Origin of the sequence: Bacillus sp. FSL H8-0492 (genome assembly GCF_038006145.1) — a bacterium.
Lineage (GTDB): Bacteria > Bacillota > Bacilli > Bacillales > Bacillaceae_G > Bacillus_A > Bacillus_A mycoides.
In genome coordinates, this window is sequence record NZ_JBBOUP010000001.1 from 3,517,137 (window position 1) to 3,535,699 (window position 18,563).

22 protein-coding genes and 1 pseudogene are annotated in these 18,563 nt (G+C 37.1%); 2 read left to right on the top strand and 21 right to left on the bottom strand.

Annotated elements, in window-relative coordinates:
- Positions 1-5: 5 nt before the first annotated feature.
- The 10 genes from flhA to MHH66_RS18030 form a co-directional block, all read right to left on the bottom strand.
- On the bottom strand, positions 6-2,072 hold the full coding sequence (gene flhA, locus MHH66_RS17985; RefSeq protein ID WP_078184251.1) for a flagellar biosynthesis protein FlhA: 2,067 nt from the start codon (positions 2,070-2,072) through the stop codon (positions 6-8).
- 23 nt (positions 2,073-2,095) lie between these two features.
- Complete coding sequence (flhB, locus tag MHH66_RS17990) at positions 2,096-3,142, bottom strand: flagellar type III secretion system protein FlhB (RefSeq protein ID WP_002166036.1); 1,047 nt, start codon at positions 3,140-3,142, stop codon at positions 2,096-2,098.
- Between the two features lie 10 nt (positions 3,143-3,152).
- Positions 3,153-3,914 carry a flagellar biosynthetic protein FliR gene (locus MHH66_RS17995; RefSeq protein WP_001055697.1) on the bottom strand — a complete coding sequence of 254 codons (762 nt, stop codon included), beginning with the start codon at positions 3,912-3,914 and terminating at the stop codon, positions 3,153-3,155.
- A gap of 15 nt (positions 3,915-3,929) precedes the next feature.
- Entirely contained in the window at positions 3,930-4,205 is a 276-nt protein-coding gene (locus MHH66_RS18000; RefSeq protein ID WP_002011993.1) for a flagellar biosynthetic protein FliQ, read from the bottom strand.
- Between the two features lie 33 nt (positions 4,206-4,238).
- Positions 4,239-4,997: a flagellar type III secretion system pore protein FliP gene (locus tag MHH66_RS18005; protein WP_002126633.1), complete on the bottom strand. Its 759-nt coding sequence runs from the start codon at positions 4,995-4,997 to the stop codon at positions 4,239-4,241.
- The gene (locus MHH66_RS18010) at positions 4,994-5,314 is read right to left on the bottom strand and encodes a hypothetical protein (protein ID WP_000121176.1); all 321 of its coding nucleotides are present in this window, start codon (positions 5,312-5,314) and stop codon (positions 4,994-4,996) included. The genes MHH66_RS18005 and MHH66_RS18010 overlap by 4 nt, the downstream gene beginning before the upstream one ends.
- Positions 5,315-5,326: 12 nt before the next feature.
- Positions 5,327-5,686: a flagellar motor switch protein FliN gene (fliN, locus tag MHH66_RS18015; protein WP_002011996.1), complete on the bottom strand. Its 360-nt coding sequence runs from the start codon at positions 5,684-5,686 to the stop codon at positions 5,327-5,329.
- Between the two features lie 10 nt (positions 5,687-5,696).
- Entirely contained in the window at positions 5,697-6,683 is a 987-nt protein-coding gene (fliM, locus tag MHH66_RS18020; protein ID WP_002011997.1) for a flagellar motor switch protein FliM, read from the bottom strand.
- 14 nt (positions 6,684-6,697) lie between these two features.
- The gene (locus tag MHH66_RS18025; RefSeq protein ID WP_000775712.1) at positions 6,698-6,922 is read right to left on the bottom strand and encodes a flagellar motor switch protein FliN; all 225 of its coding nucleotides are present in this window, start codon (positions 6,920-6,922) and stop codon (positions 6,698-6,700) included.
- Positions 6,923-6,987: 65 nt separating this feature from the next.
- The gene (locus tag MHH66_RS18030; protein WP_078184250.1) at positions 6,988-7,773 is read right to left on the bottom strand and encodes a lytic transglycosylase domain-containing protein; all 786 of its coding nucleotides are present in this window, start codon (positions 7,771-7,773) and stop codon (positions 6,988-6,990) included.
- Between the two features lie 256 nt (positions 7,774-8,029).
- On the opposite strand from MHH66_RS18030, the gene MHH66_RS18035 reads away from it, so the two are divergent.
- Together MHH66_RS18035 and MHH66_RS18040 are read left to right on the top strand one after the other, a co-directional pair.
- A complete protein-coding gene (locus tag MHH66_RS18035) occupies positions 8,030-9,439 on the top strand; it encodes a flagellin N-terminal helical domain-containing protein (RefSeq protein ID WP_078184249.1) in 1,410 nt (469 codons plus the stop codon).
- Positions 9,440-9,693: 254 nt separating this feature from the next.
- A pseudogene (locus tag MHH66_RS18040) lies at positions 9,694-9,774 on the top strand (flagellin); the annotation flags it as partial.
- A 152-nt stretch (positions 9,775-9,926) separates the two neighbouring features.
- Here MHH66_RS18040 and MHH66_RS18045 read toward each other — a convergent pair.
- The 11 genes from MHH66_RS18045 to MHH66_RS18095 all read right to left on the bottom strand — a co-directional run bounded on the left by MHH66_RS18045 (position 9,927) and on the right by MHH66_RS18095 (position 18,444).
- On the bottom strand, positions 9,927-10,979 hold the full coding sequence (locus MHH66_RS18045; RefSeq protein ID WP_078184248.1) for a P-loop NTPase: 1,053 nt from the start codon (positions 10,977-10,979) through the stop codon (positions 9,927-9,929).
- 20 nt (positions 10,980-10,999) lie between these two features.
- Positions 11,000-11,488, bottom strand: coding sequence for a cyclic pyranopterin monophosphate synthase MoaC (gene moaC / locus MHH66_RS18050; protein ID WP_078184247.1), 489 nt, complete (start codon positions 11,486-11,488; stop codon positions 11,000-11,002).
- 47 nt (positions 11,489-11,535) lie between these two features.
- Positions 11,536-11,772, bottom strand: a complete 237-nt coding sequence (gene moaD / locus MHH66_RS18055; protein WP_078184246.1) for a molybdopterin converting factor subunit 1 — start codon at positions 11,770-11,772, stop codon at positions 11,536-11,538.
- A gap of 4 nt (positions 11,773-11,776) precedes the next feature.
- Positions 11,777-12,241: a molybdenum cofactor biosynthesis protein MoaE gene (locus tag MHH66_RS18060; RefSeq protein WP_078184245.1), complete on the bottom strand. Its 465-nt coding sequence runs from the start codon at positions 12,239-12,241 to the stop codon at positions 11,777-11,779.
- On the bottom strand, positions 12,222-13,538 hold the full coding sequence (locus tag MHH66_RS18065) for a molybdopterin molybdotransferase MoeA (RefSeq protein WP_078184244.1): 1,317 nt from the start codon (positions 13,536-13,538) through the stop codon (positions 12,222-12,224). Before MHH66_RS18065 ends, MHH66_RS18060 begins: the two co-directional genes overlap by 20 nt.
- A gap of 16 nt (positions 13,539-13,554) precedes the next feature.
- On the bottom strand, positions 13,555-14,571 hold the full coding sequence (locus tag MHH66_RS18070; protein ID WP_002141134.1) for a molybdopterin-synthase adenylyltransferase MoeB: 1,017 nt from the start codon (positions 14,569-14,571) through the stop codon (positions 13,555-13,557).
- 24 nt (positions 14,572-14,595) lie between these two features.
- The gene (locus tag MHH66_RS18075; protein WP_078184243.1) at positions 14,596-15,390 is read right to left on the bottom strand and encodes a formate/nitrite transporter family protein; all 795 of its coding nucleotides are present in this window, start codon (positions 15,388-15,390) and stop codon (positions 14,596-14,598) included.
- Positions 15,391-15,596: 206 nt separating this feature from the next.
- Positions 15,597-16,613 carry a GTP 3',8-cyclase MoaA gene (gene moaA / locus MHH66_RS18080; protein ID WP_078184242.1) on the bottom strand — a complete coding sequence of 339 codons (1,017 nt, stop codon included), beginning with the start codon at positions 16,611-16,613 and terminating at the stop codon, positions 15,597-15,599.
- 20 nt (positions 16,614-16,633) lie between these two features.
- Positions 16,634-17,431: a formate dehydrogenase accessory sulfurtransferase FdhD gene (gene fdhD, locus MHH66_RS18085; RefSeq protein WP_002086466.1), complete on the bottom strand. Its 798-nt coding sequence runs from the start codon at positions 17,429-17,431 to the stop codon at positions 16,634-16,636.
- A 16-nt stretch (positions 17,432-17,447) separates the two neighbouring features.
- A complete protein-coding gene (locus MHH66_RS18090; RefSeq protein ID WP_078184241.1) occupies positions 17,448-17,792 on the bottom strand; it encodes a DUF2294 domain-containing protein in 345 nt (114 codons plus the stop codon).
- A gap of 169 nt (positions 17,793-17,961) precedes the next feature.
- Complete coding sequence (locus MHH66_RS18095; protein ID WP_078184240.1) at positions 17,962-18,444, bottom strand: DUF1641 domain-containing protein; 483 nt, start codon at positions 18,442-18,444, stop codon at positions 17,962-17,964.
- Positions 18,445-18,563: the final 119 nt, after the last annotated feature.

An 18,563-nucleotide genomic window follows, 5' to 3' on the forward strand; every position in this document is an offset into this window, starting at 1 on the left:
CCCTACTATTCAATATAAGCAATTTGATCTACAACAATTTCTGGTGCCAATTCACTAATACATAATACTTTAGCTTCTATTTGATAACGTTCAAGAAGTCTCACAATCGCAAATCTGAAATCTTTTCTGCGTGTTAATAATACTGGCTCTCTTCCCATTAAACGCGCTTGTTTGAAAACGCGCTGTACTTGTTCTACTACACGCGTTTCTAAATCTAAATCCCAGTTTAATAAATAACCTTGGTATGAATTATTAACAACATCCGCATCTAGCTCGATTGAATCAGCGAAAAGCGCTGCATAAATTTTCCCATCAGGATTTTTCGCACTCTCACAAATAACTTTTGAAATACATTCACGAACAAATGCAGTGACACCATCAACATGGTTTTGATAAATTTCTTTCCCGTCAATAATACCTTCAATAATTGTTGGTAAATCACGAATTGAAATTCCTTCTTTCAGAAGTTGTTTAATAACATTTTGCACGAGTGATAAATCGATTTCTTTCTTCTTAATTTCTTCTAATAAAACGCCATTATCAGTTTCAAGCGAGTTAATCAAGTCTTTCACATGTTGACGCTGAATTAACTCATGAAGATTACGTCTAACGACAACATCTAAATGCGTAATTAATATGCTGAGCGGCTCTAACACTTGATAGCCTTTCATTTGTGCATCTTGTACCATATGCTCCAAAATCCAATATCCATCTTCACCGAAGATTGGATCTTTCGCTGGCTCTGCATCTAAATCAGCCATTACGTTCGGTGTTTTCAGTGCTAGTAAATAACCTGATTTTAAAACTCCTTCAGCAGCTTTCGCACCTTTAATACGAATAATGTAACGTCCGCGCGGTCTAAAACTCGTATTATCTTTAAAGTTAATTCCAGGAACGTTAATACCAAGGTCAGTAATAATTGACTTCCTCATAAGAACAACTTTATCACGAGCTGTTTCCCCGTTTATCTTCTGCTTTACAAGTGCCGCTAAATCTAAACCAAGCTCTACAATAATTGGATATTTATCTGTAAAGACTCCGAATGAATCTTCCACTTGTTGCAATTGCTCATCCTCGCCTTGAATCATTTCCAATTCTTTTTGGAGCTCTTCTTCTTTTTCTTTCTTTATTCGCTTTTTATTGCGAATTCCTAAGAAGATAATTGTTCCACCAACGAGAGCAAATGGTAGAAATGGTAACGGTGTAAAAACACCCATTGCGATAAATAAACCACCAAGCGCATATACAACAACTTCATGCGCTAATAACTCTTTAAAGATTCCTTCAGTTACTGTATCAGGTGAACCGTCAAATACTCGCGTTACGATAATACCTGTTGAAATCGCAAGCATTAACGAACCGATTTGGTTTACAATTCCGTCACCAACAGTTAACTGTGTATAGTGAATAGCCGCATCTGCAAAGCTCATTCCTTGCTGCATCATACCAACAATTAAGCCGAAAATAATGTTTACGAATAAAATGACAATCCCGAAAATAACGTCCCCTTTAATGAACTTTCCGGCACCATCCATCGCTCCGTAAAACTCTGTTTCCATATTTAATTTTTTTCGTTTCGCCTGTGCATCTTTTTCTGTAATAAGACGCTGATTCAAGTCAGCATCGATAGACATTTGTTTCCCTGGTAAAGAATCAAGTGTAAAACGAGCTGCTACTTCAGCTGTACGAGACGCACCGTTTGCAACGATAAACTGGAATATGATTAATACTATAAAAATAACGATACCAATTAATAAGTTTCCGCCAATTACGAACTGGCCGAACTCTTCAATAACATGACCCGCATTTCCGTCTGTTAAAATCGCTCGCGTCGTCGAAACGTTAATCGATACGCGGAAAATCCCGATTAATAACAACATCGTCGGAAATGACTTTAATTCATCCCACTCGTTAATACTTGTAGCTCGCATATAAATAAGCACTGACATACTTAGTAGAAAAACGATAACGATATCAAGTATAAATGGTGGAAGTGGAATTAAGAGCGCCACAACGAATGACGCTGCTAAAAAGATAGAAAAATAGGTTCTTGCAGAATCCATCTTAAACAAAGAGATCCCCTCCAAACGCGCTATTATACTTCAAGTTCTTTCGTTTGAATTAAATAGCGCATAACTTCAATTACAGCTACGTATAAATCTTCTGGAATCGTCTCATCTTCCTCAACTTGATAATATAAAGAACGAGCAAGCGGACGGTTTTCCACCATTGGTATTTCTTGTTCCCGGGCAAGCGTTCGTATATATAATGCGAGCTCATCTTCCCCTTTTGCAACGACAATAGGCGCTGCATCAACTTGTTTATTGTAACGAAGTACAACCGAAATATGCGTCGGGTTATTCACAATAAACGTTGCACCATCCATCTTCTTCGCAATTGTCCCTTGCAAGATGGCATGCATAAAGTTTTTTCGTTTCCCCTTTACTTGCGGGTCCCCTTCATTATCTTTATGCTCTTGTTTCACTTCTTCTTTTTTCATCTTAATATCTTGTTCGTACTCCCATTTTTGATAAATGAAATCAATAATAGAAAGAATGATTAAAATAATTAAAATGGCTAGAAAGATAAATTTAATTTGGCTAATAATTTCAGTAAGTGACGCTGTCCAGTTAAATCCAATCATACTAACAATCTTCTCTAAATTCTTTTTAAAGAGAACGTACGAAACGTAACCGATTAATCCCATATAAAACAGTGATTTCAAAATATCTACTAAACTTTTACGACTAAACAATCTCGTAAAATAGTTTTTCGGATTAATACGTGATGCTTTCGGCTTAAGTACTTTAGAAGAAAATAAGAAACCGACTTGAATCATATAATTGAATAAATGAAAAGCGTATACGAGTATTAATATAGGAGCTGATACTTTCAGAAGTAATATGCCCATTAAATAAAAATACTCGGTCGAATCTGTATTTTTTCCAATTTGATCAAACAGCACCGCTACGGAATTCGCAATCTCAAAACCGAGCCAATCTCCGAAGAAGTAAACGACAACTGCTAATACAAGAATGGAAAATAAATTATTTAAATCTTTACTCCGGGCGATATTCCCTTCTTCACGCGATTTTTTACGCTTCTGCGGGGTGGCCTTTTCTGTTTTATTATCCTTTGCCATGCGCGTCCCCCTACTTCGTTAAGAAAAAGTTAAATAGTTTCGTATACTCTTCCAGTAATACGTCTGTCATATTTTTAAACACATAACCGAGCATCGGTACACTCATCGCAATAAACAAAATACCACACGTTATTTTAATTACGTACGCATTCATAAAAACGTTTAATTGCGGTGCATTTTTTGCAATTAAAATAAGGACGAAATTAATAATGAATAGACTGCCCATAAGTGGCAAAGCAATTTCAACCGCTGATGTAATTGCAAATAATAACGTTGCGAGTAGACTATCTAAAAAACTAGTCGTCAACAATTTTGAAATCGCCTCTGTATATTGAAACGACTTTAAAATCGTGGCAACGAAATAGTTAATGCCGCCCAGTGAAATAAAAATAATAAGAAAAAATATATCAAAAATTGTTGATAGCAAAGTGGACTGTGACCCTGCATTTACATCAAATAAACTCGCCTGTGATAAACCGATATCAAAGTCTAAAATATGCCCTGCCATTTTCGGAATGTTCCACAGCATCTCTACAATTTTTGAAAGTGATAACCCAATTACAATTTGCGTTCCTGCATAAGCTGCTACATCCCAAACTGTCTTTATGTGAGAGACATCCACTTGATCTGCCACTGTAATCGAAAGAGCGAGTCCAAATGTAACCTTTGCCATCGCCGGAATTGATCGGCCTGAGAAAAACGGTAGAAAATATAAAAATGAAGTAATGCGACAAAACGCAAAAAACGTCGCCGCCCATAATTCCATATTCATTTCAGTTCACCTATCTTAGTACGAACGCAATAGCGATGGGATTTTATCAAATAAATCTAAAATAAGCATCGTTAACTCTTGAAACATCCACGGACCTAAAATGATAATAACGAGCACAATACTCGCCATTTTCGGTAAAAACGTCAGCGTTTGCTCTTGAATTTGCATCATCGCCATAATAACGGCGATAATAATAACGACAATCATACTTACAACGGCAATCGGCATTAAAATCATAACCCCTTTATAAAAAAAGGTTTGGAAAATATCTATAATTGGTGACGTATTCATTTATATGACTCCTATCACATAGCATCAAACGCTTCAGGCGACCGTCTTAAACATAATATCGACGATTTTTGTATATCCACCTAAATATACGAAAACGAGTATTTTAAATGGTAAACTTAAAATCATCGGCGGTACCATCATCATCCCAAGGTACATTAAAAGTGTACTAATAATTAAATCAATAAAGACAAACGCTAAATAAATGAACATCCCTGTAAGTAAACCTTTTTGAATTTGCGTTAACGTAAAGGATGGCACAAGCGTAAACAGTGAAAGATCCTTTAAATCTTTCGGCAACTCTTCTCCACGCACTTTAAGCATCATTTTCAAATCATGCTTATACGTATGCTTCGACATATAATCTTTCATAATCGGAGCTGTCGTCTCCGCAGCTTGACTTACTGTTATTTTTTCTTTCGTCATCGGGTCCCACACATCACTCTTTAATTGACCAAGCACTGGCTGCATTGTAAACAGCGATAAAAATAATGCGAGTCCAACAAGCACTTGGTTCGGTGGTAAATTCATAACCCCAAGCCCTTGACGAGTAATCCCAAGAACAATCATAAAATAAGTAAAATGCGTAAATAAAAGAACGATAGAAGAAGATAATGATAGAAGGGTAACGAGCGCGAATAGTTGTACACTTGAATTACTCGTAAACTCTTTTCCATTTTCGAAATTAATAAAGCCGTTCGGGGCTGCATACGCTGGATTTACAAAAACAAATGAAAAAATAATAGAAAATGCGAAAATAACGGCAAATAACGATAACTGTTTCTTTATTCTCATGATGGATCCTCTACTTTTTTCGTTTCACTCTTCACCGCGTCTTCTAACGCTTGTTGAAACTGATTTCCTGTTCCTGTTAACTGCACAGATTGTACACCGTTATTACTAATAACAGTGAACACTTGCTTTCCGTCCACTTCAAATAAAAAGGCGCTCGTTTGATGATTTAAATAAACACCGTCTTTCACTTGAATGTGTCCATTTTCACCTTGCTTAAAAAACTGCTGTTTGCGTGTCTTTTTCGTCATATAATATGCACCATAGCCGAGCGCACCAAACAGTAAAACGACTTGAAATAAGGTCGTCATATACGACATATGACTCCTCCTCTACTCTTTATCCTGCATTTGATTTTGTGCCTTCATAAGCGCTGCATGTTTCTTATCAGCTTCAATTTCAGAAATAATAATGCCAAACTTCTCGTCCATTACGATTGCCTCACCAATACCGACTTTCATATCACTTAAATATACATCTACTTTATGTCCTAAATTTTTCTCTACTTCAAGAACATCGCCAACTTTTAACTGCTTCACATCACCAAGCGTAATAGATGACTTCCCAAGCTTTACTCCAAGTTCAATCGAAATGTCTGAAACGGTATCAATATGTGCCTTCCCCGCTTCATTTCGCTTCCCTGCAAATTCTTCTAATCCCATTAATGACACAGGAGATACTTCATGCTTCATATGGATCCTCCTACTCTATAAAACTTTTAAATAGGAGCGCCTTACGCGTTCCATCTTTCCCGATAAAACAATTAAATTTATGCTTTCCATCTACATAACCACGTAGTTGGTCTGAAACCTTTGTATGAAGCGGAATAATATCGCCTTCTTCAATTTGCTCAATCTCGCCCATTGTCATCTTCTGCTCACCAACCGCAACATGGACAGGTTTATACACTTGATTTACTTTCACTTCTACTTCAGACGTATACTTTTTACGCTTATCTGAAGAATGTTCGACAATATTTTCAGACGTTAACTTATCCATAATTTCTTCAACAGATAAGAACGGAATACCGATACGAACTGTCGTATTCCAAAACTCTGTTTTCATATTTACATTCAGTAATGAAATAATATCGCTTGCCGTTGTAATCTTCAGCGCATTCGGATCTGTCTCCGTCGTTACAAACTTCGGTTCAATCGCAACAACGCTTTCAAATGATTGCTCTAAATTTTTACAAAGAAGCAAGAATATATTATCAAGCGTTAAAAATTCAAACGCCGTTAACGGTCTGCGCATCGTAAAGTTACGCTTACTATCTCCGCCAAGCCAGCATTCATGAATATAAATAACGAACGCTAAATCAATCTCAATAACAATTTCTCCAAGCTCTGGTAAACCGAGATCAATAACGCAATATAAATAATAATCTTTCGGCATTTTCTCCACATACTCACTCGTAAATGGAACTTGCTCAACAGTCGAAGGCTCGAGTTCAATTGGAATACGCATACGCGCTGACAACGTCTGCGACGTCTGCTTTCCAAACGTAGACGCAATTGCCTGCAAACTACGTAAATGTTCAACACCAAACTTCTCCGGTCTATTAAAATCATACTCTTGAAATTTATCTTGCTTCCCTGCTTCTTGTGCGAAAGCTGGCATTTCCTCGCCTTCATTTACCGCCTTCAGCAGGGCATCAATTTGCTCTTGGCTTAATTTTTCGCCACTCATGACAATCCCCTTCCCTACCTTTTCAATTCAACGATTTCAACGTACATTTTCCCATTCTTCGTCAAAATCTTTCCGGTTCCAATCTCTTCATTCTCAAGCATAAGACGCACCGTATTTTTCGTTGAATTTTCAAGACGATACAATGTACCTTTCGTAATATGAAGCAGATCTTCAATTTTCTTTTTCGTATTTCCGATTTCAAAATAAATTGTTAACGGAATATCATCTTGTAATTTCAAATCTAGCCAACTCCCATATCATGTTCACAAAAATTTCATGTTCTCTATTTATATAATGAAATTTTCTATTTCGAAACGTCGATATTTAATATTTTTTTAATATATCCTTGCGTTTCTTTAAATGGTGGTACGCCTCCGTACTTTCTCACATTACCAGGACCAGCATTATAAGAAGCAAGTGCCAATACGAGATCACCGTTATTTTTCTTTAAATAACCGCTTAACTCTTTCACGCCGCCTTCAATACTTTCAGCTGGTGAAAATGGATTTTTCACACCCATCTCTTTCACATTCGCTGGCATAAGCTGCATCAGCCCCATCGCCCCTGCATGTGACACCGTTTTCGGATTAAAATTAGACTCTACTTCAATCATTTTTTGAATTAACGTTTTCGGAATTCCATATGTATTACTTACGCGATCAATAATATCCTCATACTTACCTTCATTTGAAGAACGTATTTTCTGAATATTATATTTATTCGTTAATCCCCACGTATCAGCAGCCTCATTTTTCGTTTCTGGAAAACGTCGTTCAAACTCTTTTTGTGCAACTTGCACTTCATCTACTTGCTTCGTTTCAGCTTTTTCCTCAGGCTTACTCGCTTCCTCTACTTTATTAATAGATTCTTCCGGTTTATTAACAACCGTTTCTATTTTCGTAGATTGTACCGGCTGACTCATATCTTCTACTTTTGCCGGCTCTTTAGCAACTTTCGTCTCCTTCGCAGGTTCACTCTGCAATTGATCTTGAAAACGGCTACTAACGAACGCCTGCGGACTACTTAACTTTTGCTGCATTTGTCCTTTTTTATATGCAAGAACTTCTTTTACTATATTTCCAACTACCATAATATCACCTTTTCGGTAAACAAAGATAATCTAATATTAGAGTTTTTTAAAAAAGTTTGCAATAATCCTTTTAATAATATTTTAATAAAAAAATGGATATATTGTTAAACTGTTATTTTTTTATATTTATTAATTCGAATTTTTAGTTGACACCCGTTATAGCAAGGCTTACAATAAATCTCGAAATCGATTTTTTCGCATATTACCGTTTTTCGATTTGCAGAAAAGTCAATATAAAAAAATGGGGGTTCTTAACATGAGAATTAATACAAACATTAATAGCATGCGTACGCAAGAGTACATGCGCCAAAACCAAGCAAAAATGAGCAACTCTATGGACCGTTTATCAAGCGGTAAACGTATCAACAACGCTTCTGACGATGCAGCAGGTCTTGCCATCGCAACTCGTATGCGTGCACGTGAAAGCGGATTAGGTGTTGCTGCTAACAACACACAAGACGGTATTTCTTTAATCCGTACATCTGACTCAGCAATGAACTCAGTATCTAACATCTTACTTCGTATGCGTGACCTTGCTAACCAATCTGCAAACGGCACAAACACAGACAAAAACCAAGCAGCACTAGACAAAGAGTTCTCTGCATTAAAAGAACAAATCGATTACATCTCTAAAAATACAGAATTCAATGATAAAAAGCTTTTAGATGGTTCTAATAAATCTATTGCAATTCAAACATTAGATTCATTCGACAAATCTAAACAAATCCAAATTAACTTATCAGATACTTCTACAACTGCTTTAAAAATTGCTGGTTTAACAATTGCTGATGCAGGCACTGCTGCTGGTAGCGGTACTAAATTAACTGGTGTTGATGATACAGCTGCTGTAGAAGGCTTAGCTGATGCGATTGAGGCTTTAGATGCTGCTACTACAGGTAAATCTGAATCTCAAAGAACAACGGCTGTAGATGCTTTTAAAGCTAGTTTTGAAAGTGTTAAAGCAAATTATAGTAAAGATGATGTTGCAAAACTCGAAGCTGCCATCGAAAAATTTGATGCTAGTAATACATTAGAAAATGCAAAAAACATTAATACTGTATTTGATAAATTTAAAGCTGCTATTACAACAACACAAGTTGGTACTGCAACAACAGCAGCAACTGCATTAGAAGATTTAACAACTGCTACTGGTAGTGGATCATCTGCTGCTGAAAGAACTGGAAAAATGGATACATTTGTAACTTCTTTCAATTCGGTTAAAGGCGCTATGAACCAAGATGATGTAGAAAAAATTTCTGCTGCTATTGACTCATTTAGAAAAACAGATGGTACTGGCAATACTTTAGAAGCCGCTCGTGCAATTGGTAATATGTTTAATGCCGCTATCAAAGGTAATTCCACTAGTGGAGCTACTGGTGGTACAGGTAATGCATCTGCTGCAGTTAAAGCAATCGATGCTGCATTAGAAACTATCGCTTCTAATCGTGCAACTCTAGGTGCTACATTAAACCGTCTTGACTTTAACGTAAACAACCTTAAGAGCCAAGCATCTAGTATGGCATCTGCTGCTTCTCAAGTAGAAGACGCTGACATGGCGAAAGAAATGTCTGAAATGACTAAGTTCAAAATCTTGAACGAAGCTGGTATCAGCATGCTTTCTCAAGCAAACCAAACTCCACAAATGGTTTCTAAATTATTACAATAAGCCATTTGAGTTAGTTTCATGAAATAAACCTCTCTGCTTGCAGAGAGGTTTGTTTTTTCTATATAAATAGATTAAAAGCTTTCTTTTTAGCCTGGAGAGAAGCTCCAGTCATATTTAGAAGCGGTCAGGGCTTATTTTTTCCTCGTCCCATTTATTAAAACAAAAAGATAAAGTGAGCATAAGCCCTTTTTCTCTTCATATCCTTTTATTAGCTCTAGAACACCGACTATATAAATCTATAAGAAGTGTCTATTATGCGTATTGGCACGAATGTTTTAAGTATGAATGCTAGGCAGTCATTGTATGAAAATGAGAAACGTATGAATGTTTCTCTTAGTACGAGTATTGTTTCACAGGCTAATCAAATTCCACAAATGGTCTCTAAGTTATTACAATCTTAAATATAACCTTTAAAACCATTGAAATAACTCTACATAAAATAAAAAATGGGATACATACGTACTATGTACCCCACTTTCATATCAATCTATCCGTTGTAAATAATATCCTCCGCTAAAGAAGTAAATATCTCTCCAACGAGTGAATCTTCATCATATACACATGATCCCTTATTCTCTTCACGTTTTGCAAATGGTATTTGGGCGATTACTTCTGTTTGCAGTTGTTCTGCTAGCATTTCACCGCCGCCTTTTCCGAAGAGATAGTTTCTTGAGCCATCTTGTTCTTCGTAATATGCCATGTTTTCAACGATACCTAAAATATCGTGTTTCGTATGTTTTGCCATGACTCCTACTCTAGACGCGACAAATGAAGCTACACTATGAGGAGTTGTAACGATAATTTCCTTCGCTTGCGGGATCATCGCAGCGACATCTATCGCAACATCTCCTGTTCCGGGTGGTAAATCTAGAAGAAGATAGTCTAGTTCTCCCCAATGCGTGTTTGCAAGGAAGTTTTGAATCCATTTGTTTAACATTGGCCCACGCCACATAACAGGGTTATTCCCTTCTGTGAAGAATCCCATCGACATAATTTTAACACCGTGACTAACGACTGGAATTGCGGTTTGATCGATCATCGTTGGTTTTTCATTCGTTTCCATCATAGCAGGGATACTAAATCCATATATATCTGCATCTAAAATGCCAACCTTTTTCCCCATACGCGCTAAAGCAGTAGCAAGGTTAATCGTCACAGTTGATTTTCCGACTCCCCCTTTTCCGCTCGTTACAGTAATAAAACGTACTCCTGAATCAGGTCGAAGCATACTAGGCATTCCTGTTTCTGTTCTAGCTTCTTTCTTTAAAGACGCTGTTAATGCCGCTCGTTCTTCTGGTGTCATTGAGCCGAATGTTAAAGAAACTTTTGATGCCCCAATATTTCGAAGAGATTCTTCAATATCTTGTTGAATTTTTGCTTTCAACGGACAACCTTGTATCGTTAAAACTACTTCTAGCCCAACTTCTGTACCATCAATTTGTATATTCCTTACCATGTTTAATTCCACAATACTTTTGTGTAATTCTGGATCTTCTACATGGCTTAAAGCGTTCATAATTTGTTCGTGAGTAATCATCATGCACATTCCTTCCATTATAATTATTTTACGGGATGAAAAAAGTCTCCGCTTTTCCCACCCGTTTTTTGAACTAAATATGTTTCTTTCATGACCATCGTTTTATCAACAGCTTTACACATATCGTAAAAAGTAAGGGCAGCGATTGATACGGCCGTTAACGCTTCCATTTCTACACCTGTTTTGCCGCTGCATGTTATTGTTGCTCGTATGATCAACTCATAGCCATCGGTTTTCTTTTCATAATGGAACGTAAAGTCTGTCCCTTGTATTAATATCGGGTGACACATCGGAATAATATCCGCTGTTTTTTTAGCACCGATTATGCCAGCAACTTGTGCCACTTGAAGCGGGTCACCTTTTTTCAATCCACCACTTTGAATTGCCTCAAATAATTCATTTGATAAAGAAATCGTACTTTGCGCAACAGCTGTGCGTGCTGAAATATCCTTTTGAGAGATATCAACCATTTTGGCTCTGCCCTCTTCATTCCAGTGCGAAAATTCACTCATAATGATCCTCCTTAACGTATGAAAGATTTAATACTCGAATAAAAAAATTACCCTCCACTTACAGGTGGGATAAACGCGACAGTATCTCCAGCTCTTACAATATCTTCGTCCGTTACAAATTCTTCATTGATTGCTACCATAACTTTTTCTAGCGTCTGTAAGTGATAGTTATCTTTCAGCCATTTTTTCAATTGATGAACAGTCATCTCTCGTTTTTCTATCATTACTAATCTCTCTGAACCGACTTCTTCTCGCAAATTTGCGAACAGTAAAATTGTAATCATTTTCTCATTCTTCTTTCTTTGGTTTTCCTTCTGGATATGGAGTATTTTCAAGTTGATCTCCAATCCACTCCGTTCCATCTTCCCAAAATTCTTTTTTCCAAATTGGGACGATTCTCTTTATACGTTCAATTGCGTATTCATTCGCTTCATAAGCTACTTTACGATGCGGCGACGATACTGCAATGACAACGGCAATATCCATTATTTCTAGTCGTCCTACTCGGTGCGTAATTGCTATTTTTGCATCCGGCCACTGCTTCTTAATTTCTTCTCCAATTTCAGTAAGCTTTTTTACCGCCATCGGTTTATATGCTTCATACTCAAGAAGTAACGTTCGTTTTCCTTTCGTTACTTCTCTTACCGTTCCAATAAAAGTTGTAATGGCTCCGGCTTCTCTTCTTGCTACTTTATCCGTTACTTCTTCCACTACAATCGGAGTATCTACAATTTCAAATCGTGCTTGTCCCATCAAAACCTCTCCCCACTTTACGTAATGTCCAAGGCCATTCACTACCTTCGTTATCTTCTAATAAGAGAACATCTACAAACATTCCTTTCTTATATCCTCTCGTTCCGCCTAATAGTACGATAAAAACATTTGATTCCGTTAATGAAGAAACAGAACTAGATTTATCAAATCCTGATGGATAAGCGATTAGTTGTCCTTCGTTATACTGAAGCTTAGCTCGCACAAATCTTGTAAATGGATTCGGTTTTAGAAAATCTTCTCCGAGTATTGCCTTTTCTCGTTTTACATGTGGTTTTTCGCTAAACATATACGTCCGTATGCTAGGTTTTACGAATAATTCAAAACCTACATAGCAAGCAGATGGATTCCCTGATAATCCAAATAATAATTTTCCGTTTAATTGCGCTACAGTCGTGACGCTACCCGGCCGCATGGCTACTTTATTAAAAAGAACTGATGCGCCTAATTTTTCGTATATAGCTGGCAAATAGTCATAGTCGCCTACCGAAACACCACCAGTTGTAATTAACATATCCACTTCACTTAACGCTTTCTTCACTGCTTCGTAGCACGTATTCAAATCGTCGCTAAACTTCCCGAAGTATTTTACTCTTCCACCTGCTCTTCGAATTTGAGACGATATCATATACGTATTACTATTTTGGATTTTCCCAGGTTGTAGTTCTTCATTTACATCGAGAAGTTCACTCCCAGTCGCTAATAGTCCAATTATGGGTTTTTTCGCTACTGGCACTTCGCTATAACCGAATGTAGCAAGAAGAGCTGAAATACCCGGATTAATGTAACTACCTCTTTTTGCGAGAACGGTTCCTTTCTGAACATCTTCACCTTGAAAGGATATATTGTCCCCTTCTTTAAATGAGCGTCGCACTTCCATATAGCTTTTTCCGATATTCTCATATTGACGATGACGAGTCAGTTCTAGCATGACGACCGCGTTACATCCTTTCGGAATTTGTGCCCCTGTCATAATTCGAACTGCTTGAAACGCTCCTACTTCTTTAGGAAATACGGTACCTGCTCCAATTTCACCGATGACTTCAAATACGATTGGATTCTCACGACTTGCTCGTAAAGTATCTTCTGCCCTAATAGCAAATCCATCATATGGCGAGCGATCGAAGGAAGGAACATCGTGATTCGCTACTATATCGTCTGCTAACGTACGTCCGTATGCTAATTCCAGTGGTACTAGTTCTTTTACGCCACAATTAACAAATGCCATCACTTTATGAACAGCCTCTTCAACTGTAATTGGCACTCTTCTTTCCATCATTACCAATCCCTCTCTATTATCCTAATAACCGATAGTATAGTTGTTTCGCTTTTTGAATTTCATTCGTGCCGTGAATAAATACACGACCATCATGAAAAATGACGATGCGATACTCTTCTAATTGGCAAGAGAGCAAATACGGATTCCGATCAACTTTCCCGTGGTTCTTTAATACTTTTTCTAACTCATCAAAGTTGTAATGTCTATTATGCGCCGGTCTAATTTGAACTGTATTTCTTCCACATAACACAGCTGTCTTCGTTTGATTTTCGTATGATAAATAAGGATAAGTTCTATTTGTTCCGCACGAAGGACAGTCTTCCGTTTTAATTTTCCCTAGTTTGATAGAATGATATTGATTACTCCATATATCAAACATTAAAAAAGTTTTCCGAACTGCTTCATAGTCTTCTACTAAAATTTTGAATGCTTCTGCCACTTGGTAAGCTGCAACGATTTGAACAGCTGGACTAATAATTCCAACTGTGTCACACGTCGCCCCTGTAACAGGAACACTTTTCAGTACACAATGTAAGCACGGTGTTTTCTTCGGAATAATTGTATAGCTCATGCCATAACTTCCGACACAAGAACCGTAAATCCAAGGGATATTGTATTTTTGTGATATATCATTGATTACAAACCGAATATCGAAATTATCTGTGGCATCAATAATGACATCGACACCACCTAATAAAGCTTCCATATTATCTACTCTTGCATCCATTACTAGCGCCTGAATTTGCACGTCTGAATTAATTTGTTTGAGACGATTCTGCGCTGCGATTGCTTTTGGCAACTTTTCTATCGCATCTTGTTCAGCGTAAAGTTGTTGCCGCTGTAAATTACTCCATTCTACGTAATCGCGATCAATAATCGTTAATTTCCCGATACCTGCACGTACAAAGCTTTCTGCACTTGCACTTCCTAATGCACCTGCCCCTATTATTAATACATGCTTATTTCTAATTTTCTCTTGCCCTTCTTTTCCAATAGGAGTGAACAACTGTTGTCGTGAATACCGCTCTATCATGAGGTGCCTTCCTTTCAAATACTGTTATTTTTTCAATACATCTTCTTCGGTAGCACTTTGTTTCTGATAACAAGAAAAATAAGCGAATCCAACAAATCCAGCTCCGCCAATTACATTTCCGATAAAGACTGGTACAAAGTTTTTCGCAAGATCCATCCACGTAAGGTGACCCGCAAAAATCACGGCTGAAATGACAAACATATTTGCTACTACTTGCTGAAACCCAATTACGACAAACGCCATAATCGGAATCCAAATCCCAACAATCTTCCCAATTAAATCATTCGTTCCATATGCTAACCAAATTGCTAGGCAAACGAGCCAGTTACAACCAATTGCTAAAATTAACGTTCTCCCGAAAGATTCATGTAACTTATCTTGAGCTATCGCTATCGTTTTATTTAAATACGCCCCCTCTGTAAGCCCGCCAAGATGACCGAAACAATACGCTACGAAAAGCGCACCGACGAAATTAGTTAAAGTAATCCAGGTCCAATTGTGTAACACATGTTTCAATGAAATTTTCCGTGCATACAGTGCCATAGCCATTGACATCATATTTCCTGTAATTAATTCTCCTCCCGCCAAAACAACGAGCATAAGTCCGATTGGAAAAACCGCTCCTCCTATAAAATTGACTAAACTTCCCCATTGCTCCGGTACATTACCTAGAACACGAATATTAAGTAAAAATCCTAACGAAATGAATGCTCCTCCTAAAAAGCCAAGAATAAGCATCGCGGATAGCGGTTGCCCCACCTTTTGAACACCGGATTCAATCACAAGTGCCGCGATTTGTTCCGGTTTATGAAATGCCATAACCAATTCCTCCATTTTTCTAATCAAAAAAAGCAGCACCAAAAAACCTTAACATCGTAAGGATTTTTGAATGCTGCTTAATCTCTCTGCATATCTCTTACAGAAATATCAATCATCATTTTTACTATACTCATAGAAAGTGTACAAAACTTGCACATTTCCCACTATTTACGTTAACAAAGAGAATCTACATTCTTAGTAGCTTCTCAGCCACCGATATGCGACATTTCAATTTTCGGCATTGCTTTTTTATTCGTATTGCTTAACCGTTCGTCTGAATAACGGTCTGAACGATTATTCCAAATGTCACGAATAACATTAGTAATCTCCTCATCCGTATATCCAAAGCGAAGTAATTCTTTAAGATCGTTTCCTTTAGAAGCAAACAAACATGTATACAATTTTCCTTCTGCAGAAATACGCGCTCTTGTACATGATGAACAGAACGAATCTGTTACGGATGAAATAATTCCTATTTCTTCATCACTACCGATATAGCGATAACGTGTCGCAACTTCACCAGGATAGTTCGCTTCAATACGTTCAAGCGGCATAACTTTATGGATCATCTCTACTATTTCTTGCTTAGAAACTACTTCGCCTAATTCCCAGCCGTTAAAATTTCCGACATCCATATATTCAATGAACCGAAGGATATGCTTATTCTCTTTAAAGTACTCTGCCATCTGAACGATGTCTTGTTCATTTTTCCCTTTTTGAACAACCATGTTCATTTTAATTTTCATTCCGGCTTCCGCCGCAGCCTGTATTCCTGCAAGAACCGTTTTTACTTTACTTCTATTCCCATTTAAATAAGAGAATCGTTCTTCATTTAACGAGTCTAAACTAACTGTTACACGAGATAAACCCGCCTTATATAAATCTGGAGCGAACTTTTTAAGTAATGATCCATTTGTCGTTAAACCGATATCCTCTACTCCATCAATTTCGTTTAACCGCTGTATGAGTTCAGGTAAGTCTTTTCGAAGTAAAGGCTCTCCTCCTGTAATACGTAACTTTCTTACACCTAAAGAAACGAAAATACGTGTAATCCTTTCAATTTCATCAAAAGATAAAATTTTATCATTAGACAAAAAAGAATAATCACGACCAAATATTTCTTCTGGCATACAATATCGACAGCGAAAATTACAGCGATCAGTAACAGAAATACGTAAATCCTTTAAAGGACGATCTAATTTGTCTAATGTAACAGATTTCATGATTATTGCCTCGTTTCTACTTATTTTATATTTATAATCCGCTCTGGATGCGTATATACATTTAAAGATTTATTACGAATGAAGCCTATTGTAGTAATCCCTAACTGCTCCGCTAGTTCTAATGCTAACTCAGTTGGAGCTGATTTTGACAATATTACTTCACAGCCAATTTTCGCAACTTTTAATAGAATTTCAGAAGAGATACGTCCACTAAAAACAATAATTTTATCACCAATCGAAATGTTATTTTTTAAACAATAGCCGTAAATTTTGTCTAAAGCGTTATGTCTTCCTATATCCATGCGGCTTAAAACAATTCCACTCACATTACATAAAGCTGCATTATGAACGCCGCCTGTATGTTGAAACGTAGACGCAGATTGCTGCATATCATTCATTAACCGAAAACAATCCTCGGCAGAGATCTTTACGCGAATATCATTCATTTCTTTCGCAGTCAGCGCATCGTTCGCAAAAACAAACCCTTGCCTACTCATTCCACAGCACGAAGTAATATAACGTTTGTTTTGTATGTCACGATAATAAGGATTGATTTTCGTCGTTTTTACATGTACATAGCCTTCTTTTTCTTGCATCCATATTTCATCAATATCTTCATACTTTCGGATAATGCCTTCAGAGGCTAAAAAGCCAATTACCATATCTTCAATATACTCTGGAGTACTAACCATTGTAACAAATTCCTGGCCGTTAATTTTAACCGTAACAGGAAACTCTGTTACAATGCTGTCCTCTATATGTTTAAATTCCCCTTGCTCATATTTAAAAATTTTCCGTTCCACCTGAATCGATTTCACGATGAGCATCCTTCTCTCACGTTATATTTTTATCAAAAACAAACACGGAAACTGCAATATCTTCATCTACTTTCATATCAGAAAACAGATGAACTAACTTCGCACCAACAAGTTCTTCTAAATGTTCATGAGGATTAGCCACATACACTTCTTGAATCATTTTCGTTCGAGCCATATGAACCATTTCCGCCCCATCCGTAGTTCCCGAAATAAATTTCTCAGTAGGTGTTAAATTCCCATAAAGTGTTGCAATCGCCATGTTCTCGGTAAATACAGTATGAATTCTTTCCGGCCCTTTCCCGAACAACTCTTTTCGAAGCTTTCGGATCATATCATTAAATTCATGTACCATTCTTGACATACTCTCATTCCTCCCCAACTAATCAACACTTACTTTTCAAATATTATTCCATTATAACCATTTTATCAAAATGACCATTTCGTCCAACTATTTAATAATGAGACGAAATGGATCATCTTTTTATCTCAAGTAAACAAATCACATATGAAATACTATTATTGTTGCTTATCTATTCTTCTTTTAACCCTTTACCCATACCTTTTAAGAAATGAAGACCAAATCCGATAGCACGATTAATATCTGGGTCTTTCAGTACTTTCATAAGGTCTAATATTCCTACTTTTTTATTGCTTTGCAGATGCTGGTTTCCTTCATACATACCTGTCAACACGCTACCTATAAGCTTTTTCGTAAGTTCCGGATCAAGTTCTGTTAAAGCTCCTGCAGCGCCCATCATATTATTAATTAAATTTGTAACTGGTTCACGAGTGACTTGGCCTAGAACGATTTTTGCGATTGGTTCTTTCGCTTTCAGCATAGAATTTGCTGCTTCCAGCATCCCAATGTCATTTAATTCACCTACTATATTAAACATTTGATTTAAAGCATCTTCATTATTAGCTAGCAGTTCTTTTAAAGCTTCGAGTTTTTGTTGTTTAAGTTCTTCCTCAGTTAGCTCCTGCTTCTGGATCGCTTGAATAGGTGCTGCCATATTCTTTTCTCCCCCTTAGTTATCCCGCATTAACGGGCAGTAAGAACCCTACCTCAAAATTCAGCGAAAGCAAAGAATTTAGGTGGGGGTCGGGCTGCCCGTAAACGCCCGATTGGTTC